We start from the raw sequence: 21,945 nt of genomic DNA, 5'->3' as shown, positions 1-21,945 counted from the left end.
ACCTCATGGTTCGAGGTTATGGCAGGCATCTTAAAAACCCTGGGCCACGGGCCGTATGCTGCTTTGGTGGCCGCGCCCTCCTCCCTTGGTAGTAGGGCTTGTGGGGCAGGTCTGAAACAGCGGCGCTGCGGGACGTCTTGCCGGCCTCGGCGGACTTGCGGGCTACTACCTTGGTACTGGCTCAGCGGTACTTTCTGCATATTTGCAGGGGGAACGGGGCTTTCTATGCTGGCGCTACCTGTCATGGAGTGCCTTATGCGCCAGCTTGCCCCCTACGCCGTGATCTGCCTGCTGGCGATGGTGTGTGCCCCTGGCAGCCAGGCCGCCGAGGCACCGTTGCCGGTGCCCATCGGTTACCTGGGGTATCGCCCCGACCCGGGGCCGTTGCTGTCCAATGTGATCGGCGAACCGGCCGACGCCGGGCAACGCGGCGCTGAATTGGCGATCATCGACAGCAACAGCACCGGCGCCTTTCTCAACCAGCATTACAGCCTCACCAGCGCCACGGTCGACACGCCCGAGGCCCTGCTCGCCGCCGCCAAGGCCCAGCATGACCAGGGCCTGCGCCTGTTCGTGGTCAACGCCCCCGCCGCCAGCCTGCGCCAACTCAGCGCCGCATTGCCCGACAGCCTGCTGTTCAACGCCGGCAGCCCCGATGACCGCCTGCGCAGCACCGACTGCCTGGGCAACGTGCTGCACAGCCTGGCGAGCCGCGCAATGCTGGCCGATGCGCTGATGCAGTTTCTGGTGGTGCGCAAATGGCAACGGGCGCTGCTGATCGTCGGCCCGACCGAGGATGACCAGGCCTATGCCGCCGCCCTGCGCCGCGCCGCCAAGCGTTTCGGCGTGCGCTGGGTCGCGGAAAAAGCCTGGCGTTTCGATAACGATCAACGCCGCAGCGCCCAGGCCGATATGCCGCTGTTCACCCAAGCGGATGACTATGACGTGGTACTGGTGGCCGACGAGCGCGGCGACTTCGGCGAATACGTGCCCTACCAGACCTGGTACCCGCGCCCGGTGGCCGGCACCCAGGGCCTGACTCCCACCGGCTGGCACAAAACCGTGGAGACCTACGGCGCCGCGCAATTGCAAAAGCGCTTCGAAGCCCTGGCCGGGCGCTGGATGAACGACCGCGACTTCGCCGCCTGGATGGCGGTGCGCAGCGTCGCCAGCGCCGTCAGCAAGCTGCGTCAGGCCGACCCCATGGCGATCCGCCAACTGGCGCTGGGCGAGCAACTGCCGCTGGATGGTTTCAAGGGCCGCAAGCTCAGTTATCGCCCCTGGAATGGCCAACTGCGCCAGCCGATCCCCATCGTGCAGCCGCGGGCGCTGGTCAGTACCTCGCCTCAAGAGGGTTTCCTGCATCCCTTCAACGAGATGGACAGCTTGGGCTATGACCAGCCCGAGGTGACCTGCCGCTATCCCTGAACACTTAAAACAATAAGGAATCCGCCATGCGCCGCACCCTGCTTTCATGCGCCCTGCTGCTTGCCGCCGGGCACGCCGTGGCCAGCACCGCCTGGGTCTCCAACGAGAAAGACAACAGCCTGAGCCTGATCGATATGCAGACCCTGCAAGTCACCGACACGCTCAAGGTCGGCCAGCGTCCACGCGGCCTGCTGCTGTCCCATGACAATAAGCTGTTGTACATCTGCGCCAGTGACTCGGACCGGGTGCAAGTGATGGACGTGGCCACCCGCAAGATCATCAAGGAGCTGCCCTCCGGCAAAGACCCCGAGCAATTTGCCCTGCACCCCAATAACCGCTGGCTGTATGTGTCCAACGAAGACGATGCACTGGTCACGGTGATCGACACCGAAACTGCCAAGGTGCTGGGCCAGATCAACGTCGGCGTCGAACCCGAAGGCATGGCGGTCAGCCCCGACGGCAAGTGGGCGGTGAACACCAGCGAAACCACGAACATGCTGCATTGGATCGACACCCGTACCCAGACGCTGGCCGACAGTACCCCGGTGGACCAGCGCCCGCGCTTTGTCGAATTCAGCCACGACGGTGCGCAGCTCTGGGCCTCGGCGGAAATCGGCGGCACCGTGACGATTCTCGACGTGGCCAGCCGGGCGATCCTCAAGACTCTGACCTTCAAGATCAAGGGCGTGCACCCGGACAAGGTGCAACCGGTGGGCATCAAGCTCAGCGCCGACGGCAAGTACGCGTTTGTCGCCCTGGGCCCGGCCAACCATGTGGCGGTGATTGACGCCAAGACGTTCGAGATCCTCGACTACCTGGTGGTCGGCCGCCGCGTCTGGCAACTGGCGTTCACGCCCGATGAGAAACAGTTGCTGGCCACCAACGGCGTGAGCGGCGATGTGTCGGTGATCGATGTGGACAGCCTCAAGGTGGTCAAGTCGATCAAGGTCGGGCGCTACCCATGGGGTGTGGTGGTGGCACCATGAACGCGTTGGACGTCAGCCAGCTCAGCTTCGCCTATGGCCCCCGGCAGGCGTTGCAAGCGGTGAGCTTCAGCCTGGCGCCGGGGCAGTTTGCAGCGTTGCTGGGGCCGAACGGGGCCGGCAAGTCGACCTTGATCGCCCTGCTCACGCGCTTGTACGACTTGCAGGCCGGCGCGATCCGGGTGGGCGGGCATTGCCTGGCGCAGGCGCCGCGTGCGGCATTGCAGCAACTGGGGGTGGTGTTCCAGCAAAGCACCCTGGACCTGGATTTGAGCGTGGAACAGAACCTGCGTTATCACGCCGCGCTGCACGGCCTGTCGCGTCGCGAGGCGGCCGCTCGGGTCGACGCCGAACTGGCCCGCCAGGCCCTTGGCGAACGCCGCCGGGAGCGGGTGCGCGAACTCAATGGCGGCCACCGGCGCCGGGTGGAAATCGCCCGCGCACTGCTGCACGGGCCGCGCCTGCTATTGCTCGACGAAGCCAGCGTGGGCCTCGACCCGGCCAGCCGGCTGGCGCTCAACCAGCACGTGCGCAGCCTGTGCCTGGACCAGGCAATCAGTGTGTTGTGGACCACCCACCTGCTCGATGAAGTGCGCGCCGAAGATGCGTTGCTGATCCTGCATCAAGGCCGCTTGGTGGCCAGCGGGCAGGTCGACACGCTGATACGCGAACAAGGCGGCGACCTGGGCAGCCTGTTCGCCCGCCTGACACGCCCCACGCCGACGGGAGCTGTGGCATGAACGCTTACTGGCAATGTCTGCGCGGCATCGTGCTGCGCGAGTGGCTGCGCTTTGTGCTGCAGCGCACGCGCTTTCTCAGCGCCCTGGTGCGCCCGCTGCTGTGGCTGCTCGTCTTCGCCGCCGGCTTTCGCGCCGCCCTGGGGATCTCGGTGATCGAACCCTACGACACCTACATCCCCTACGAGGTGTACATCATTCCGGGGCTGGTCTGCATGATCCTGCTGTTCAACGGCATGCAGGGGTCGCTGGCGATGGTGTACGACCGCGAAATGGGCAGCATGCGCGTGCTGCTCACCAGCCCGTTGCCGCGCACGTTCCTGCTGTGCAGCAAACTGATGGCGACCGCGTTGATTTCGTTATTGCAGGTGTATGGGTTCCTGGCGATTGCCTGGGTCTACGGCGTGCAACCGCCGGCCATGGGCCTGTTGCTGGCGTTGCCGGCGTTGCTGCTGGTGGCCCTGATGCTCAGTGCCCTGGGCCTGTTGTTGTCGAACGCGATCCGCCAGTTGGAGAACTTCGCCGGGGTGATGAATTTTGTGATTTTCCCGTTGTTCTTCCTGTCGTCGGCGCTGTACCCGCTGTGGAAGATGCGCGACTCCAGCGAGTGGCTGTATTGGTTGTGCGCAGTCAACCCGTTCACCCATGCGGTAGAACTGGTGCGTTTTGCCTTGTACGAACGCTTCGCCCCCCTGGCCCTGGCGGTGTGCCTGGGGCTGACCCTGACGTTCGCGCTGCTGGCGGTACTGACGTTCAACCCTCAGCATGCGGCCCTGCGCAGGAAAGGCTGAAAACTACTACTTTGGTACTGGTTTTCGTGTCTATCGTCGCATTCCCAAGGGCTCGGGACTGGCGTGTAATGGCGGCATAACGATAAGGACTACCCTGCCATGCTGCCCGCTCGATTGCCCCTGTTGGCCCTGTTGTGCCTGTTTGTCGCCCACGCCCAGGCCGACACGCCGCTGTTTTCCGCCGACGGCATGCGCATCAGCCTGTATCGCAGCCCGACTCCCGAGCAGGTGAACGGCGCAACGACCCTCGACACGCCGGCCCTGCAAGCCCTGCTCACCCAGACCCCGCCACCGGTGTTGATCGACGTTTACCGCCGCCCCTGGCTGCAAGGCCGCTTCATTGAAGACCAGCCTCACGCCAACCTGCCCGGCAGCCACTGGCTGGCCAATACCGGCGACGGCGACCTCACGCCTGAGTGGCAGGGATATTTCGTGCGCCACTTGTACCGCTACACCGCCGGCGACCTGACACGAGCGCTGGTGTTCTATTGCCGCTCCGATTGCTGGTTGAGTTGGAACGCGGTAAAACGAGCCGCCGACCTGGGCTATACCTCTGTGTACTGGTATCGCGATGGCCTGGACGCGTGGGAAGCGGCAAACCTGCCGGTGGCAACGGCACAACCAGAACCCTTCCAATAATCAGAATAAAAAGGTGAACGGCCATGTACAAAATCCTGATTGCCGACGATCACCCGCTGTTTCGCGAAGCGATCCACAACGTCATCAGCGATGGTTTCCCCGGCAGCGACATCATGGAAACCGCCGACCTGGACAGCGCCCTCGCCCTGACCCAGGACCACGATGACCTCGACCTGATCCTGCTGGACCTGAACATGCCGGGCATGCACGGCCTCAATGGGCTGATCAACCTGCGCAACGAGTCGCCGACCATCCCGGTGGTGATCGTCTCGGCCGAGCAAGACAAGCAGATCGTGCTGCAAGCCATCACCTATGGCGCGGTGGGCTTCATCACCAAGTCCTCGCCGCGCCAGCAAATGACCGAGGCGATCCAGCAGATCCTCAACGGCAACGTGTACCTGCCGTCGGACATCATCCGCACCCAGAAAAACACCGGGCAACGGCGCATGCACGACAACCCGGGCTTTGCCCCGGAATTGCTGCAGGCGCTGACACGCAAGCAATTGCTGGTGCTGGAGCGCATGACCAAGGGTGAGTCGAACAAGCAGATCGCCTATACCCTGGAGATCGCCGAGACCACGGTGAAGGCCCATGTGTCGGCAATCCTGCGCAAGCTGAATGTGCACAACCGCGTCCAGGCGATCCTCAGTGCCGGGGACATTGATTTCGGCTCATACCTGCGCCGCTGACCTTGTAGTGAGCGGGCTTGCCCTAATGCCAGTCAGTTAAGGATTAACGCGGTCACTGTGGGAGGGGGCTTGCTCCCGATGGCCGCGCAGCGGCCTCAAAAATGGGCCTGCTACGCAGGCCATCGGGAGCAAGCCCCCTCCCACAATTTATCCATCGTCCGCTTTATCGCTTAACTGACAGGCATTAGGGCTTGCCCCGCTCACTACAAGGCCGGGCCGAGCAGGTGGCTCATGGCGGTCTTGAGTTTCATGGGGCGCACAGGCTTGTGCATCAACGTGTACCCCAACTCACGGATCTGCAGCTTCAACTCATTGCTGTAGTTGGCGGTGATCATCATGGCCGGGATCGCACTGCCGCGCCGGGCGTTGATGCGGGCCACGGCGTCCACCCCGTTCTGATCGTCGTCCAGGTGGTAGTCGGCGATCAACAGGTCGGCCTCGGCGTGGTAGTTATCCACCTGCCGCGCCAGGTCCTGCTCCGACAAGGCCGTGATGACCCGGCAGCCCCACCCTTCCAGTAACGTGCGCATACCGGCGCAGATCGCCGCGTCGTTATCCAGCACCCACACCCGCGCGCCTTGCAGGCGCTCCAGCAACGGTTCGCTCATCGCCGCCATCGGCAGTGGCCTGGGCGCAGTAGCGCTGAGCGGCACCTCCACCGCAAACATCGAACCCTTGCCCGGCCAGGACCGGACGCTGATGCGATGGCCGAGTATCCCGGCGATCTTTTCCACGATCGCCAACCCCAGGCCCAACCCCCGGTCCTGATCCGGGCGCTGCACATCGCCGCGCTTGAACTCCTGGAAAATCTCTTCCAGGCGCTCCTCGGCGATCCCCATGCCGCTGTCCCACACCTGGATCGACAACCGTTGCGGATGGCGCCGGCAACCGAGCACTACGCGGCCTTTATAGGTGTAGCGAAGCGCATTGCTCAACAGGTTGCGCAAGATCCGCGCAAGCAACTGGATATCGCTGCGTACCAGCGCCGAGCAGCCGATAAAGCGCAGTTCCAACCCTTCGGCGCGGGCCAATTGGGTGTACTCGGCGGCCAGGTTATCCAGCAGTTCACTGAGGGCAAAAGGCGCGATGTCCGCCTTGATCACGCCGGCATCCAGCTTGGAAATATCCACCAGGGTCCCCAGCAGGTTTTCCACGTCTTCCAGCGAGTTGCTCACGTTGCGCACCAGGGTTTCGCTGGGGCGCTCGAGCAAGGCGCTGGTAAACAGCCGAGCGGCATTGAGCGGTTGCAGCAGGTCATGGCTGACGGCGGCGAGGAATTTGGTTTTCGACAGGTTGGCCTGCTCGGCCTCCAGCTTGGCTTCGCGCAGGCGGGTCTCCATGCGCCGACGCTCATCGATCTCCTTCAACAGCTGGTCGTTGAGTGCGGTCAGTTCCGAGGTGCGCTGGGCGACGCGCTGCTCCAGATGTTGATAGGCCTGGTGCAAGGCTTCGGCCGTGCGGCGGCGCTCGGTGATGTCGCGGATCAGCACAAAGATCCCGACCACTTCGCCCGTGGCCAACACGTTCGGCACATAGGAACGCAGCATGTAGCGTTCCTGGTTATTGATATTGGTTTCGGCGAATTCGAAGGTCACGCTCTCCCCGGCCAGGGCGCGGGCGACATACGCGTCCAGCCGCTGGCAATGCTGCTCGCTGTGCACTTCGCGCAGGCTTTGCCCGAGCATCATGCCGCGCGGCCAGCAGTACCACTCTTCATACACCTTGTTGGTGAATTCGTAGACCAGGTCGGCGTTCAGGTAGCCGATCAGGGCGGGCACGTTGTCGGTGATCAAGCGAATCCAGCGCTCGCTTTCCTGCGCCTTCTGCGCCGCGACCTGTTCGCCGCGCAAGGTTTCGGCGCGCAGCCGGGCGTTGATCAGCAAATGGTTGCTGGCCTTGAGTTCGGCCATCGCCTGGTTGAGTGCATCGGTGCGTTCGCGCACTTGCTCGGCCAACACCACCGAATGCTGGAAGGTGGTGTAAGGGCTGTTGCCCTGGGGCAGGCCCGACTCGATGCGCTCGATCAGCGCCGCATTGATGCGCGCCAGCTTGTGGTTGTCCTGTTGCAACCGGGCCACCTGGGCGAGCAGTTCAGCGTCGGCCTCGGGCAATGGCGACCCCGGTGAAGGTCTGGTTGATGTGCATGCCATTGAACTGTTCTCCGTAGGTGTTGAAGCCCATCACCCGGTGGTCGCGCAGGAACGTGCCGATCGGCTCCAGGTCGCCGTTGTCTTCCAGCTCCAGGCGGCGCAGGAAACAATCGCAGCCGATGGTCAGCAGCAGCTCGCCGAGACGCGATTGCAGGCCGTCGAACAAGGTTTCCAGGTTGGGCAGGATCGGCCCTGGTGTCATCGCGGTGAGCACGATGCCGTTTTCCACCGCGCAGTAGAAACTCAGGCTCAGGTCGTCATGCACCTGCTGGATCGCGCGCACGTAGTAATAGTCGTGGATACGCACCGCCAACGGGTGCGCAGCGAAGATGCGGTGGTCAAGGTCGGCCACCGCGACGCCGATATGGCGCGCGTACTCTTCGGCGGCGGGCTCGGCGTTGAGCTCGAACACACGACGCGACGGGCTGTCGGCGCCGGTCACCACCAGTTTCTCGGTACGCGGCTGGATGTGGTGGGTGGTGAACACCTCGAAATCCAGCCAGGTATTGACCAGCACCACCACCGCCGCTCCGCTGTGGAAGACGCCGTTGAAGTACACGTGGGTATGCAGGAAATTGTCATCGCCGGCCGAGCCGCCGAAGTGCGGGATATCGCCCAGGGCGGCGCTGAGGGCAGCCAGTACCATTTCTTCGCGGCTGGACAGGCCGTCGAGCAAGGTCAAGGCGAATGTATTGCCCTTGATCGGCGCCAGGGTGTTGCTGCGACAGCCGCCGACCAGACGCTCGACCATGTCCTGGGCGTTGATCAGGCTGAAGTGTTCCACCTGGTCGATCAGTTCGGTGGCGATGGAGAAATGCGCGTGGTTGAACCCTATCGCGGTGATGCAGTTACGGCCGTAGCCCTGGGTCGTGATCTCGCCCGCGCTGGTGCAACCGACCACGCGCACCGTGCCGAAGCATTGCTGCAAGGCGTTGCCCAACGCCTGCAGATCGTACGACGCCGAGCAAAAAAACAGCACAAACCCCAGGTACGGATGCAGCAGCTGTCGCGCCAACTCTTCGGCGGCCTGCCCGGCATCCATGGCCTGTGACATGGCACTGACTACGCCTTCACTGTTGTACATCGTGTGCTCCCCCTCTGAGGCATGAGTGTACGAAGGGTCGGGGGTGGCACCTATGCTACTTGGGTACTGGGTGGGGGGATGCGATGGGATAAGGCTTGCAAGCGCGCACGCTGCCTTTGGGGGCAAAGCGCGGGTGCTTTGGGCGGGCCACGGGTGCCCGGCAAGTTGGGTGTAAGACGGGCCCGGTCGCAGGCCCGCCACTCAGGACGTAAGACCGGCCTTGAACAACATGCCAACCGCGACCAGGACGCACAGGCCGGCAAAACCCACCTGCAAGGCGCGCGCCGGAACCCGCGCGCACAGGCGCCGACCGACCAGCATGCCGACGATACTGGCAGCGATGAACACCCAGCCCAGCGGCTCTATGCGCACACCCGCGTGGAACGCGCCCGCCACACCGATCAGCGAGATCAGGCTGATCACCATCAACGACGTGGCGACGATGCCGCGCATCTGCACATCGGTGAGTTGCTTGAAGGCCGGTACGATCAGAAAGCCACCGCCCACCCCCAGCAGGCCCGACACCGCCCCGGTCACAGCGCCCAGCGCAGCCAGCGTGGCGCTGCACTTGGCGGTCCAGGCCAGGCGCCCGGTCTGTTGGTTGAGCATGCAGTTTTTCTGGCCCCAGGAGGCGCTGCCATGATCACTCGGCCCGGCCGCGGTTTTTTCACGCTGCAACATGCGCCAGGCCACCAGCCCCATCAACCCGCTGAACAGCGCCATCAGCAGGTGTTCCGGCAGTTGATGGGCGAGGAACACCCCCAAGGGTGAAAACAGCCCGCCGAGCACCGCGATCAGCAACGCGGCGCGATAGCGCACCAGGCCATGGCGCAACCCATCGATCGCGCCGACGGCCGCAGCGGCGCCGACGGCGAGCAGCGATACCGGCGCGGCCTGGGTCATGCTCAAGCCCAGCCCCAGGACCAACGCCGGCACCCCGAGGATCCCGCCGCCCGCGCCGGTCAAGCCCATTACCAGGCCCATCAGCAAGCCCAACACACTGGCCAGCAGCATTCAGTCCACCTTGCTCAGGCGGGTCAGCCACTCACGGCCCTTGAGCATGCCGTTCCAGTAGAACCAAGGCAGCAGGGTCGCCTTGAGGAACCACATCGAGCGCCGCGCCCGGGTCGGGTCGAGGGCAAAGGTCGGCAGCAGCTTGCCGCCGTAGCCGAATTCGGCCAGCACCACCTTGCCCTTCTCCACCGTCAGCGGGCAGGAACCGTAGCCGTCATACTTGAGCGGCAGCGGTGCCTGCTTGCGCAGGGCCAGCAGGTTTTCGGCAACCACCACGATTTGCTTGCGCACCGCCGCGGCGGTCTTGGCGTTGGTGGTGGAGCACACATCGCCCAGGCCGAAGATATGCGGGTAACGCAGGTGTTGCAGGCTGTGCGGGTTCACTTCGCACCAGCCGGCGACATCGGCCAGGGCGCTGTGGCGGATAAAGTCCGGCGACACTTGCGGGGGTACCACATGCAGCAGGTCGAAGGTTTTTTCCTGGAGCGTGACGTTACCCTCGGCGTCTTTGACTTCGAACCAGGCCTTGCGAGCCGGGCCGTCGACTTTCACCAGGTTGGAATTGAACGCCAGCCGGGCGTTGTACTTTTCCACGTACTTCATCAACGGCGGAACAAAGGTCGCCACGCCGAACAACGCAGCGCCCGCCAGGTTGAACTCCACCTCCAGGCTGTTCAGGCGGCCCTGCTTGAGCCAGTGATCGCAGGACAGGTACATGGCCTTCTGCGGCGCACCCGCGCATTTGATCGGCATGGCCGGCTGGGTAAAGATCGCCTTGCCGCCCTTGAGTTGCTGCACCAATTGCCAGGTGTAGGCGGCATGTTCATAGCTGTAATTGGAGGTGACGCCGTTCTGGCCGAGGGTCGCTTGCAGGCCCTCGACCTTCTCCCAGGCCAGGCGCAGGCCGGGGCACACGATCAGGTTGTTCCAGGTCACGCGCTGGCCGCTGTCGAGCACCAGGGTCTGTGCGTCCGGCAGCAGTTCGGTGACGGCGGCCTGCACCCAGGTGACGCCATTGGGCAGCACGTCGGCCAGGGGGCGGCGGGTCTTTTTCACGTCATAGGCACCGCCGCCCACCAGGGTCCAGGCCGGCTGGTAGCTGTGGTGAGCGTGCGGTTCAATCAGGATGATGTTCAGCTGTGGGTCGCGCTTGAGCAGGCTGGCCAGCAGGCCGATGCCTGCCGAGCCGCCGCCGATGACTACGATATCGCCACTGATGGTTGGGCCACAGTGTTGGTCATTCATGGTCGATCGCCTTCTTGTTGCATGCACACAAGGGTCGCTGCCGGATGGCGTCACGCCCAGCTTTTTATGACCGCGCCGCAGTACAGCCCGGACAGGGTTTTCATCACTTGAATCACTTCGTGGCTGGCCAGGCCGTAGAAAATGTATTTGCCTTCCCGACGGGTAGCGACCAGCCCTTCATCACGCAGGATGCCCAACTGTTGCGACAGGGTGGGCTGGCGTACGCCGGTCATGGTTTCCAGCTCGCCGACGTTGCGTTCACCTTGGGTCAACTGGCAGAGAATCAACAAACGATCCTCGTTGGCCAGCGCCTTGAGCAACGTGCAGGCCTTGGACGCCGATGCACGCAACTGGGCGACTTCGCCTTCGCTCAACGTAGATTCCATTTGCCTCAGGTCCTTTGTGTCACTTAAGCTCAAAACATTATGTGTAAATGTAAAGTGATTGTAATCACTTTTTTTTCAGCATCAGGGACAGCCGTCATGTCAGCGTTGATTCAATCCTTTCTGGACGAGGCGTCGTCGACCTACACCTATGTCGTCTATGAAGCCGACGGCGGACCCTGCGCCATCGTCGACTCGGTGCTCAACTACGACCCCGCGTCCGGGCGCACCGATACGCGCCAGGCGGACAAAGTGATCAGCTTTGTACGGGAACACCAACTGCAGGTGCAGTGGCTGCTGGAAACCCATGCCCACGCCGATCACCTGTCCGCCGCGCCCTACCTGCGCCGGACCCTGGGCGGCAAGATCGCCATCGGCCAGTGCATCAGCAAAGTACAGGGCGTGTTCAAGAACCTGTTCAACCTGGAGCCGGAGTTTCGCGCCGATGGTTCACAGTTCGATCATCTGTTCGCGCCGGATGAAATCTTCTCTATCGGCGGGCTGAAAGCCCAGGCGCTGCATGTGCCCGGTCATACACCGGCCGATATGGCTTACCTGATCGACGAGCGCCTGATCCTGGTGGGCGACACCCTGTTCATGCCCGACGTGGGCACCGCCCGCTGCGACTTCCCCGGCGGCGATGCGCGGCAGTTGTATGCGTCGATGCGCAAGCTGCTGGCCTACCCAGCGGATACCCAACTGTATGTATGCCACGACTATCCGCCTGCCGGTCGGGAGGCCAAGTGCCTGACAACCGTGGCGGAACAACGCGCAGGGAATATCCATGTGCATGACGGCGTGGACGAAGCGGCGTTTGTAGCCATGCGCACCCAGCGCGATGCCGGGCTGGGCATGCCGACGCTGCTGTTGCCGGCGATCCAGGTGAATGTGCGGGCGGGCAACCTGCCGCCCGCAGAAGATAACGGTGTGGTGTACCTGAAGATTCCACTCAACCAGCTCTGAAGCGCACTTACTCGAAGTACGACGACCGGGAGGGTGCGAGCCCCGACCACAATTCGTCGACATGCTTGAAGCCCCAGTCTTCGGCGTTTTCACGGCCGATGATCTTGTCCGGTTGCTCAGCCAGGTTGACCACCGATTGAGGAATCGGCAAGCGTGAACGCACCGAAAAAAACACTTTGACCTTGGGCGCCAGCAGCGACTTGGAGCTTTGTTCGACCACCACGCCAATGCGACCACTTTCCAGGCGCACCAAGGCGCCAACGGGGTAAATGCCTACGCACCGAACAAATGCCTGGAACACCCGCGCATCAAAATGGCCCTTCCACTCCGCCATTCTCTGGATCGCTTCGGCGGGGCCCCAGCCTTGCTTGTAAGGGCGATCAGAGGTGACCGCGTCATAAACATCACATACCGCGCCCATCTGTGCGAACAGACTGATCTGGTCCTGCGCCAGCCCATTGGGGTAACCGCTGCCATCATGTTTTTCATGGTGATGCAGGCACACATCCAATACCAAGGCGCTGATCTGCGGGCATAACCGTAACATCCGAGCGCCTTCCTCCGGGTGCCGGCGTACCGTGCCGAATTCCGTCTCGGTCAATTGGGCGGGTTTGTTCAAAATATCTTCGGGAATCGCCATTTTCCCGACGTCATGAAACAACCCCGCCAGCCCCGCTTCCTGGACCAACTCGGGCGAAAGCTCCAACTGCCGCGCCAGTGCGATCATCAAGCCACTGACGGCGACGGAATGCATGTAGGTATATTCATTGGCCTTTTTCAGGCGCACCAGGCTAAGCAAGGCATGGGGGTGACGCAGCACGGAGTGGGAGATCTCCTCCACCAGGCTCGCCACCTGACGCACATCCACCGCCTGCCCCATGCGCAGGTCGCTGAACATACGGATGACGGCACGTTTGGCGACCGCGCACACCTTCACCGCACGGGCTATCTCGGCCTTCATGTCCACCGGAGTCGCCACCACCGGGCGCACTATCCTTGTGTTATTGAGGGTAACCGCAGCCGGTCGAACACGTGGTGGCTCATCGCAGCCCTTGGCCGTGTCGATCCAGACCCGCCGGACCTGCGACATCAGCAAACGCTGCAGGTCCTCCTCGCGCTCCAGTAAAAAGCTGCTTCTCCAGAACCCGTGATCAATCCATGGGCCCTCCAGCTTATGAATGTGCATGCCCAGAATCACCCGTGAGCACGGAATGCACTTCAACATTTGTCCATCCCCCAACGCCTGACTGCCCCCGCCATCAACTCACGGAGAACTTCGCCACGATCTGTTTCAGATCCACTGCCAGTCGCGACAGTTCCTGGCTGGCGATGGACGTCTGGCCGGCAGCCGACGAACTCTGGATGGACAGGTCGCGGATGCTGATCAGGTTCTGATCAACCGAACGCGCCACTTGGGCTTGCTGTTCCGAGGCGGTCGCGATCATCAGGTTGCGTTCGTTGATGTCGGTAATGGCTTGGGTGATCTGGGTAATGGCCACGCCGGCTTCATGGGCAACCTTCAAGGAATCCACCGCCTCATCGCGCACGGCCTTGACCTTCTCAAGGGAAGCGGGGTCCTTGGCGCCGTATTCCATGGCATAACGGCGCAAATCGAGACGTAGCTTGTAAAAAGCAGTGTCAATCTGGCCAGCCAGGCGAATGCTGGGAAGCCAGTTGGTATCTATTTCGACCGTCGACGAATAAACCTGATCGACTTTTATGAGAGTCATTGCGCCTTGTATCAACAGCAGGAAACAGACCACACCGAAGCACAGTGTGGTACGAAAATTCAGTTTCAAGGATCTCATGGACATGCGGCTCACCCTTCCCTCGGCCGCGTAGGACGCGGCCTGACGAGTACGACTGTGTACAAGTGAAGGTGAAAAAAGTGTGACTGTCCAAGTCGTTTTTTATTGAAACCGCCCAATAAAAAATTCGATTATTTACTTAGCTAAACATCAAAAAAACCGGCTTTTGCGGTTATTAACCGTCACACCATCAGCCCATCCCGTGGCAATGGCAGCGCCGTTTTATACCGCACTTGTTTGAGGGCGAAACTGGAGCGGATATTGGCCACACCCGGCACCTTGGTCAGAAAGTCCATCATGAAACGCTCCAATGACTGGATCGTCGGCACCAACACCCTGATCAGGTAGTCCGGATCACCGGCCATCAGGTAACACTCCATGACTTCCGGGCGGTCCGCAATCGCCCCTTCGAACTGCTGCAACGCCAGTTCATTCTGCTTTTCCAGGCTGACATGAATGAACACATTCACGTGCAGCCCCAGCAGGTCGGCGTCGAGCAACGTGACCTGCTCGCGAATCAGCCCCAACTCCTCCATCGCCTTCACCCGGTTGAAACACGGCGTGGGCGACAGGTTCACCGAACGCGCCAGGTCGGCGTTGGTGATGCGAGCGTTCTCCTGCAATGCGTTGAGAATGCCGATATCGGTACGGTCCAGTTTGCGCATGAGACAAAATCACCTGTTTATTATGTTTATGTAGTTTTTTTATCCGCAAATGATCTCGGGTGCAATGAAACAGAGATAAATATTCTTCTACGCCACGCCTATGATTGTTGTAGGACAAGATTTCTCCTACCCGGAGTCTGACTGTCAGCTAGCGCGCCCACTACAAGAAATTCACAAGATAGAGCGTAGAAAGCCATGACCCAGCAGTACGAACCGCTGCGCCTGCACGTTCCCGAACCCTCGGGCCGCCCAGGCTGCAAGACCGACTTTACCTACCTGCGCCTGAATGACGCCGGCCTGGTGCGCAAACCCGCCATCGACGTAGAACCCGCTGACACCGCCGACCTGGCCAAGGGCCTGATCCGTGTGCTCGACGACCAGGGCCAGGCGCTTGGCCCGTGGGCCGAAGACGTCTCGGTCGAGATCATGCGCCGCGGCATGCGCGCCATGCTCAAGACGCGGATTTTCGACAACCGCATGGTGGTCGCCCAGCGTCAGAAGAAAATGTCGTTCTACATGCAAAGCCTTGGTGAAGAAGCCATCGGCAGTGCCCAGGCCCTGGCCTTGAACATCGACGACATGTGCTTTCCCACCTACCGTCAGCAAAGCATCCTGATGGCCCGCGAAGTGCCGCTGGTGGACCTGATCTGCCAACTGCTGTCCAACGAGCGCGACCCACTCAAGGGCCGCCAGCTGCCGATCATGTATTCGGTAAAAGATGCCGGTTTCTTCACTATTTCCGGCAACCTCGCCACCCAATTCGTACAAGGCGTGGGCTGGGGCATGGCCTCGGCGATCAAGGGCGATACCAAGATCGCGTCGGCCTGGATCGGCGACGGCGCCACCGCCGAGGCCGACTTCCACACTGCTCTCACCTTCGCTCACGTGTACCGTGCGCCCGTGATCCTCAATGTGGTCAACAACCAGTGGGCCATCTCCACCTTCCAGGCCATCGCCGGCGGTGAAGCCACGACCTTCGCCGGACGCGGCGTCGGCTGCGGCATCGCCTCGCTGCGCGTGGACGGCAACGACTTCATCGCGGTGTACGCCGCCTCCGCCTGGGCCGCCGAGCGTGCGCGGCGCAACCTGGGGCCGACCCTGATCGAATGGGTCACCTACCGCGCCGGCCCGCACTCGACCTCCGATGATCCGTCGAAATACCGCCCTGCCGACGACTGGAGCCACTTCCCCCTGGGTGATCCGATTGCGCGCCTCAAGCAGCACCTGATCCGGATTGGCCAGTGGTCCGAAGAGGAACATGCGGCGGTCAGCGCCGAACTTGAAGCCGAAGTGATCGCCGCGCAAAAACAGGCCGAACAGTACGGCACCCTCGCCGGCGGCCAGATTCCAAGCGCCGCGACCATGTTCGAAGACGTCTACAAAGAGATGCCGGAGCACTTGAAGCGCCAGCGTCAAGAGTTGGGGATCTGACATGAACGATCACAACAACAGCATCGAATTGGAAACCGCCATGACCACCACCACCATGACCATGATCCAGGCCCTGCGCTCGGCCATGGATGTGATGCTTGAACGTGACGACAACGTGGTGGTGTTCGGCCAGGACGTGGGTTACTTCGGCGGCGTGTTCCGTTGCACCGAAGGCTTGCAGAACAAGTACGGCAGTTCGCGGGTGTTCGACGCGCCGATCTCGGAAAGCGGAATTATCGGGGTGGCCGTGGGCATGGGTGCCTATGGCCTGCGCCCGGTGGCCGAGATCCAGTTCGCCGACTACGTCTACCCCGCCACCGACCAGATCATCTCGGAAGCTGCGCGCCTGCGTTATCGCTCGGCCGGCCAGTTCACGGCGCCGCTGACCATGCGCATGCCCTGCGGCGGTGGCATTTACGGTGGCCAGACCCACAGCCAGAGTATCGAAGCGGTGTTCACCCAAGTCTGCGGCCTGCGCACGGTGATGCCTTCCAACCCTTATGACGCCAAGGGCCTGCTGATCGCCTCGATCGAAAACGATGACCCGGTGATCTTCCTGGAGCCCAAGCGCCTGTACAACGGCCCGTTCGATGGCCATCACGATCGTCCGGTCACGCCGTGGTCGAAACACCCGCAAGCACAAGTGCCGGATGGTTACTACACCGTGCCGCTGGACGTGGCCGCCATCGTGCGTCCGGGCTCTGCGGTGACCGTGCTGACCTACGGCACCACCGTGTATGTGTCCCAGGTCGCCGCCGAAGAAACCGGTATCGACGCCGAGGTCATCGACCTGCGCAGCCTGTGGCCGCTGGACCTGGACACCATCGTCAAGTCGGTGAAAAAAACCGGCCGTTGTGTGGTGGTGCATGAAGCCACGCGCACCTGCGGTTTTGGTGCCGAGTTGGTGTCGCTGGTGCAAGAGCATTGCTTCCATCACCTGGAAGCGCCGATCGAACGCGTCACCGGTTGGGACACCCCCTACCCGCACGCGCAGGAGTGGGCGTATTTCCCAGGGCCGTCCCGAGTGGGCGCGGCGTTGAAACGGGTCATGGAGGTCTGAATGGGCACGCACGTTATCAAGATGCCGGACATTGGCGAAGGCATCGCAGAAGTTGAACTGTCGGTCTGGCATGTGAAGGTCGGCGACCTGGTGGTTGAAGACCAGGTGCTGGCGGATGTGATGACCGACAAGGCGATGGTGGACATTCCCTCGCCGGTACACGGCAGGGTGATTTCCCTCGGTGGCGAACCGGGCGAGGTCATGGCGGTGGGCAGTATCCTGATCAGCATTGAAGTGGAAGGTGCGGGGAACGCCAAGGACGCGCCGGCAGCGGCGGAGCCGGTCAAGCCGGCGCCCGCCCCCGTTGTCGAGGCCAAGCCGGCACCCGCTGCCGCTGAAACCAGGGCGGCGGCCAAGCCTGCGGCCGCGCCCGTCGCCCGCGAAGCCGGTGAGCGCCCCCTGGCCTCCCCTGCCGTGCGCAAACATGCGCTGGATGCGGGTATCCAGCTGCGTCTGGTGCAGGGCACGGGCCCGGCCGGCCGGATCCTGCACGAAGACCTCGACGCCTACCTGCAACAAGGCACGGCAAAGGCATCGACAGCCGCCAACCCCTACGCCGAACGCCACGACGAAGCACAGATCCCGGTGATCGGCATGCGCCGCAAGATCGCCCAGCGCATGCAGGATGCGACCCGCCGCGCCGCGCATTTCAGCTATGTGGAAGAAATCGACGTCACGGCTCTGGAGGAGCTGCGCGTGCACCTCAATGAGAAGCACGGCGCGACTCGCGGCAAGCTGACCCTGCTGCCGTTTATCGTGCGTGCGATGGTGGTGGCACTGCGCGACTTCCCGCAGATCAACGCACGCTACGACGACGAAGCCCAGGTCATCACCCGCCTTGGCGCGGTGCATGTGGGCGTCGCCACGCAGAGCGACGTGGGTTTGATGGTGCCGGTGGTGCGTCACGCCGAGGCGCGCAGCCTGTGGAGCACCGCCGAAGAAATCGCGCGCTTGGCCACCGCCGCACGCAACGGCAAGGCCAGCCGCGATGAGCTGTCCGGTTCGAGCATTACCCTGACCAGCCTGGGCGCATTGGGCGGCATCGTCAGCACCCCGGTGCTGAACCTGCCGGAGGTGGCGATTGTCGGCGTCAACCGCATGGTCGAACGGCCGATGGTGATCAAGGGCCAGATCGTGGTGCGCAAGATGATGAACCTTTCCAGTTCCTTCGATCACCGTGTGGTCGATGGCATGGACGCGGCGCAATTCATCCAGGCCATTCGCGGCCTGCTCGAACAACCCGCCAGCCTGTTCCTGGAGTAAGGGCATGACTCAGACATTGAACACCACGCTGCTGATCATTGGCGGCGGCCCCGGCGGTTATGTGGCGGCGATCCGCGCCGGCCAACTGGGCATCCCGACCATTCTGGTGGAAGGCCAGGCCCTGGGCGGCACTTGCCTGAACATCGGCTGCATCCCGTCCAAGGCGCTGATCCATGTGGCCGAGCAGTTCCAGCAAACCGTGCACCACAGCCAGGGTTCGCCGTTGGGTATCGAAGTGGATGTGCCGACCCTGGACATCCGCAAAAGCGTGGAATGGAAAGACGGCATCGTCGACCGCCTGACCACCGGCGTCGCTGCACTGCTGAAGAAGCACAAAGTGCAGGTGATCCACGGTTGGGCCAAGGTGGTGGACGGCAAGACCGTCGAGGTGGGCGAGCAGCGTATCCACTGCGAACACCTGCTGCTGGCCACCGGCTCGAAAAGCGTCAACCTGCCGATGCTGCCGATTGGCGGCCCGGTCATCTCCTCCACCGAAGCCTTGGCGCCCACCCGTGTGCCCAAGCGCTTGATCGTGGTCGGTGGCGGGTACATCGGCCTGGAGCTGGGGATTGCCTACCGCAAGCTCGGCGCCGAGGTCAGTGTGGTCGAGGCGCAAGAGCGCATTCTGCCGGCCTACGACGCCGAGCTGACGCAACCGGTGCACGAATCCCTCAGGCAGTTGGGCGTGAAGCTGTACCTCAAGCACAGCGTCACCGGTTTCGAGCACAACCGCCTGCAAGTGCGTGATCCGAATGGCGACACGGTGTCGCTGGAGACGGATCAGGTGCTGGTGGCCGTAGGTCGCAAACCCAACACCCAAGGCTGGAACCTCGAAGCGCTGAACCTGGACATGAACGGCGCAGCGATCAAGGTCGACCAGCATTGCCAGACCAGCATGCGCAACGTGTGGGCCATCGGCGACCTGAGCGGCGAGCCGATGCTGGCGCACCGGGCCATGGCCCAGGGTGAAATGGTCGCCGAACTGATCAGCGGCAAACACCGCGAATTCAACCCGGCGGCGATCCCTGCGGTGTGCTTTACCGATCCTGAATTGGTGGTGGTCGGCAAGACCCCGGATGAGGCCAAGGCGGCGGGCCTGGATTGCATCGTGTCGAGCTTCCCGTTCGCGGCCAATGGCCGGGCCATGACCCTGGAGTCGAAAACCGGCTTCGTACGGGTGGTGGCACGGCGTGACAATCACCTGATTGTCGGTTGGCAAGCGGTGGGGGTCGGTGTGTCCGAACTGTCCACGGCCTTCGGCCTGAGCCTGGAAATGGGGGCGCGCCTGGAAGACGTGGCCGGCACCATCCATGCTCACCCGACCCTGGGTGAAGCGGTGCAGGAAGCGGCGCTGCGGGCCTTGGGGCATGCCTTGCACCTTTGACCGGAACGGTTTCCGTGGCGAGGGAGCTTGCTCCCGCTGGGGTGCGAAGCGCCCCCAAAAGCTGGCGACTGCTACGCAGTCGAGCGGGAGCAAGCTCCCTCGCCACCATCAGCCCGCTCCCACACACAGCCAGAATGCAGTATTGTTGTGCCCATTCAGAAAAAAACCGACTTGACCAGAGATTAGAGGGTGTCATGGGTAACGAGAGCATCAATTGGGACAAGCTGGGTTTTGACTACATCAAGACCGACAAGCGGTTTCTCCAGGTCTGGAAAAACGGCGAGTGGCAAGAAGGCACCCTGACCGACGACAACGTGCTGCACATCAGCGAGGGCTCCACCGCCCTGCACTATGGCCAGCAGTGCTTCGAGGGCCTCAAGGCCTACCGTTGCAAGGACGGCTCGATCAACCTGTTCCGCCCGGACCAGAACGCCGCCCGCATGCAACGCAGCTGCGCACGCCTGCTGATGCCGCATGTACCGACCGACGTGTTCATCGAAGCCTGCAAGCAAGTGGTCAAGGCCAACGAGCGGTTCATCCCGCCGTATGGCAGCGGCGGCGCGCTGTACCTGCGCCCGTTCGTGATCGGCACCGGTGACAACATCGGCGTGCGCACCGCACCGGAGTTCATCTTCTCGGTGTTCTGCATCCCGGTCGGCGCCTACTTCAAAGGCGGCCTGGTACCCCACAACTTCCAGATCTCCAGCTTCGACCGCGCCGCGCCACAAGGCACCGGTGCCGCCAAGGTCGGTGGCAACTACGCCGCCAGCCTGATGCCAGGTTCCGAAGCGAAGAAATCCGGCTTCGCCGACGCGATCTACCTGGACCCGATGACCCATTCGAAAATCGAAGAAGTCGGTTCGGCGAACTTCTTCGGGATCACCCACGACAATCAGTTCATCACGCCGAAGTCGCCTTCGGTATTGCCGGGCATCACCCGCCTGTCACTGATCGAACTGGCCAAGACCCGCCTGGGCCTGGAAGTGGTCGAGGGCGAGGTGTTCATCGACAAGCTGGATCAGTTCAAGGAAGCCGGTGCCTGCGGTACCGCCGCCGTGATCTCGCCCATCGGCGGTATCCAGTACAACGGCAAGCTGCATGTGTTCCACAGCGAGACCGAAGTCGGCCCGATCACCCAGAAGCTCTACAAAGAGCTGACCGGTGTGCAGACCGGTGATGTTGAAGCGCCAGAAGGTTGGATCGTCAAGGTCTAAGCTGCGCTGCAAAATAAATGTGGGAGGGGGCAAACAAACCCCCTCCCACATTTTTGATCTCCAAGGTCTTCAGGATTGGGGAATATTCCCGGCAATCTTCTTGCCCATGCTGATCCTCGGTTCCACCCCATACCCCAACGCCTCGTAGAACCCCACCACCGCATCATTACCGCCGGTGATCTGCAGGTTGATCTTCATGCAGCCCAACGCCGTCAACGCCTGCTCCGCATGGCGCACCAGCGACGATCCCAGGCCATGACGCCGATAGTCCGCGTGCACCGCCACCGAATACAGCCAACCACGATGGCCGTCGTAGCCGGCAAGCACAGTCCCAATCACGGCCTTTTTGTCTGTCGCGACGAAGAACAACCCATCATTGACCGCCAGCTTCTTATCGATCGCCAGGCTCGGCAGGTTATGCGCAGTGTCATAGCCAAACGCCTCCTGCCACAACGCGATCACCTGTGCGCGGTGCTGACGGTCACGGTACGGCCCGATGGGGTGGCGTGATAACAGGGTTTTCTCCATCACCAGCGTGCGCTCGTTGCCGTGGTAAACGTCGCGCACCGTATGAAACCCCAGCTTGGTGTAGAACGGTTCGGCGGTCAGCGAGGACGGCACACTCAGGGTCGTCACCCCGGCTTCGCGGGCACGCAGTTCGATTTCAATCATCAATAGCCGGCCAATGCCCTGCCCTTGCAGTGCCGGGTTGACGAACACCGAGCGCACCACATTGGCGTCGAGGGCAGCGGTGGCGACGATCATTTGATCCTGGACCGCCACCAGCACCACGCGGCGCTTGAGCAACTCCAGCACGGCATCCGGTGTGAAGTTGCTCGCCACGCGGGCGATCACATCCGCCGGGTAATCCCGTGCATTGCTGCTGTGCAAGGCGGCGAGGATGACCTGGCTGATGCCTTCGGCATCTGAGGCTTGAGCGAGACGAACGGCGGTAGACATGATTCCCCCTGCCTGACACGACTATGACAGACGCCACAATACCAATGTCGCACC

20 protein-coding genes and 1 pseudogene are annotated in these 21,945 nt (G+C 62.5%); 12 read left to right on the top strand and 9 right to left on the bottom strand.

Going from position 1 to position 21,945, the window contains the following annotated elements; genetic code table 11:
* Positions 1–255: 255 nt before the first annotated feature.
* The 6 genes from JBE38_RS03550 (at position 256) to JBE38_RS03525 (ending at position 5,267) form a co-directional block, all read left to right on the top strand.
* Positions 256–1,428, top strand: a complete 1,173-nt coding sequence (locus JBE38_RS03550) for an ABC transporter substrate-binding protein (RefSeq protein ID WP_205343585.1) — start codon at positions 256–258, stop codon at positions 1,426–1,428.
* A 26-nt stretch (positions 1,429–1,454) separates the two neighbouring features.
* The gene (locus tag JBE38_RS03545; RefSeq protein WP_205343584.1) at positions 1,455–2,414 is read left to right on the top strand and encodes a YVTN family beta-propeller repeat protein; all 960 of its coding nucleotides are present in this window, start codon (positions 1,455–1,457) and stop codon (positions 2,412–2,414) included.
* Positions 2,411–3,151, top strand: coding sequence for an ATP-binding cassette domain-containing protein (locus tag JBE38_RS03540; protein ID WP_205343583.1), 741 nt, complete (start codon positions 2,411–2,413; stop codon positions 3,149–3,151). Before JBE38_RS03545 ends, JBE38_RS03540 begins: the two co-directional genes overlap by 4 nt.
* A complete protein-coding gene (locus JBE38_RS03535) occupies positions 3,148–3,939 on the top strand; it encodes an ABC transporter permease (RefSeq protein WP_205343582.1) in 792 nt (263 codons plus the stop codon). Before JBE38_RS03540 ends, JBE38_RS03535 begins: the two co-directional genes overlap by 4 nt.
* A 99-nt stretch (positions 3,940–4,038) precedes the next feature.
* Positions 4,039–4,578: a PQQ-dependent catabolism-associated CXXCW motif protein gene (locus JBE38_RS03530; protein ID WP_205343581.1), complete on the top strand. Its 540-nt coding sequence runs from the start codon at positions 4,039–4,041 to the stop codon at positions 4,576–4,578.
* Between the two features lie 23 nt (positions 4,579–4,601).
* Complete coding sequence (locus JBE38_RS03525; protein ID WP_060756797.1) at positions 4,602–5,267, top strand: response regulator transcription factor; 666 nt, start codon at positions 4,602–4,604, stop codon at positions 5,265–5,267.
* Between the two features lie 203 nt (positions 5,268–5,470).
* On the opposite strand, the gene JBE38_RS03520 is transcribed toward JBE38_RS03525, so the two are convergent.
* The 5 genes from JBE38_RS03520 to JBE38_RS03500 all read right to left on the bottom strand — a co-directional run bounded on the left by JBE38_RS03520 (position 5,471) and on the right by JBE38_RS03500 (position 11,146).
* Positions 5,471–7,417, bottom strand: coding sequence for a hybrid sensor histidine kinase/response regulator (locus JBE38_RS03520; protein WP_205343580.1), 1,947 nt, complete (start codon positions 7,415–7,417; stop codon positions 5,471–5,473).
* Positions 7,359–8,501 carry a nitric oxide-sensing protein NosP gene (gene nosP / locus JBE38_RS03515; RefSeq protein WP_205343579.1) on the bottom strand — a complete coding sequence of 381 codons (1,143 nt, stop codon included), beginning with the start codon at positions 8,499–8,501 and terminating at the stop codon, positions 7,359–7,361. Before nosP ends, JBE38_RS03520 begins: the two co-directional genes overlap by 59 nt.
* A gap of 201 nt (positions 8,502–8,702) precedes the next feature.
* Entirely contained in the window at positions 8,703–9,515 is an 813-nt protein-coding gene (locus tag JBE38_RS03510; protein ID WP_205343578.1) for a sulfite exporter TauE/SafE family protein, read from the bottom strand.
* A complete protein-coding gene (locus JBE38_RS03505; protein WP_205343577.1) occupies positions 9,516–10,760 on the bottom strand; it encodes an NAD(P)/FAD-dependent oxidoreductase in 1,245 nt (414 codons plus the stop codon). It lies immediately after the preceding gene.
* A gap of 50 nt (positions 10,761–10,810) precedes the next feature.
* A complete protein-coding gene (locus JBE38_RS03500) occupies positions 10,811–11,146 on the bottom strand; it encodes an ArsR/SmtB family transcription factor (protein ID WP_090370020.1) in 336 nt (111 codons plus the stop codon).
* A 96-nt stretch (positions 11,147–11,242) separates the two neighbouring features.
* Between JBE38_RS03500 and JBE38_RS03495 the strand changes: the two genes are divergently transcribed.
* A complete protein-coding gene (locus JBE38_RS03495; RefSeq protein ID WP_090370018.1) occupies positions 11,243–12,106 on the top strand; it encodes an MBL fold metallo-hydrolase in 864 nt (287 codons plus the stop codon).
* 7 nt (positions 12,107–12,113) lie between these two features.
* Here the strand turns inward: JBE38_RS03495 and JBE38_RS03490 are convergent, their stop codons facing one another.
* From JBE38_RS03490 to bkdR, 3 genes and pseudogenes are all read right to left on the bottom strand, one after another.
* Positions 12,114–13,331, bottom strand: coding sequence for an HD-GYP domain-containing protein (locus tag JBE38_RS03490; RefSeq protein ID WP_205343576.1), 1,218 nt, complete (start codon positions 13,329–13,331; stop codon positions 12,114–12,116).
* Positions 13,332–13,365: 34 nt separating this feature from the next.
* A pseudogene (locus JBE38_RS27865) lies at positions 13,366–13,629 on the bottom strand (methyl-accepting chemotaxis protein); the annotation flags it as partial.
* 467 nt (positions 13,630–14,096) lie between these two features.
* The gene (gene bkdR / locus JBE38_RS03480; protein WP_060756806.1) at positions 14,097–14,579 is read right to left on the bottom strand and encodes a Bkd operon transcriptional regulator BkdR; all 483 of its coding nucleotides are present in this window, start codon (positions 14,577–14,579) and stop codon (positions 14,097–14,099) included.
* Positions 14,580–14,774: 195 nt separating this feature from the next.
* Between bkdR and JBE38_RS03475 the strand changes: the two genes are divergently transcribed.
* The 5 genes from JBE38_RS03475 to JBE38_RS03455 all read left to right on the top strand — a co-directional run bounded on the left by JBE38_RS03475 (position 14,775) and on the right by JBE38_RS03455 (position 20,931).
* Positions 14,775–16,010 carry a 3-methyl-2-oxobutanoate dehydrogenase (2-methylpropanoyl-transferring) subunit alpha gene (locus JBE38_RS03475; protein WP_205343574.1) on the top strand — a complete coding sequence of 412 codons (1,236 nt, stop codon included), beginning with the start codon at positions 14,775–14,777 and terminating at the stop codon, positions 16,008–16,010.
* A 1-nt stretch (position 16,011) separates the two neighbouring features.
* A complete protein-coding gene (locus JBE38_RS03470) occupies positions 16,012–17,070 on the top strand; it encodes an alpha-ketoacid dehydrogenase subunit beta (RefSeq protein WP_090370010.1) in 1,059 nt (352 codons plus the stop codon).
* Entirely contained in the window at positions 17,071–18,333 is a 1,263-nt protein-coding gene (locus JBE38_RS03465) for a dihydrolipoamide acetyltransferase family protein (RefSeq protein WP_205343573.1), read from the top strand.
* Between the two features lie 4 nt (positions 18,334–18,337).
* Complete coding sequence (gene lpdA / locus JBE38_RS03460) at positions 18,338–19,717, top strand: dihydrolipoyl dehydrogenase (protein WP_205343572.1); 1,380 nt, start codon at positions 18,338–18,340, stop codon at positions 19,715–19,717.
* Between the two features lie 194 nt (positions 19,718–19,911).
* Positions 19,912–20,931, top strand: a complete 1,020-nt coding sequence (locus JBE38_RS03455; protein WP_198761867.1) for a branched-chain amino acid aminotransferase — start codon at positions 19,912–19,914, stop codon at positions 20,929–20,931.
* Between the two features lie 69 nt (positions 20,932–21,000).
* Here JBE38_RS03455 and JBE38_RS03450 read toward each other — a convergent pair whose 3' ends face one another.
* Complete coding sequence (locus tag JBE38_RS03450) at positions 21,001–21,891, bottom strand: GNAT family acetyltransferase (protein WP_205343571.1); 891 nt, start codon at positions 21,889–21,891, stop codon at positions 21,001–21,003.
* Positions 21,892–21,945: the final 54 nt, after the last annotated feature.

This window comes from Pseudomonas sp. ICBG1301, from assembly GCF_016918385.1.
GTDB classification, from domain to species: domain Bacteria; phylum Pseudomonadota; class Gammaproteobacteria; order Pseudomonadales; family Pseudomonadaceae; genus Aquipseudomonas; species Aquipseudomonas palleroniana.
This window is presented reverse-complemented; position numbering and strand designations above follow the sequence as displayed.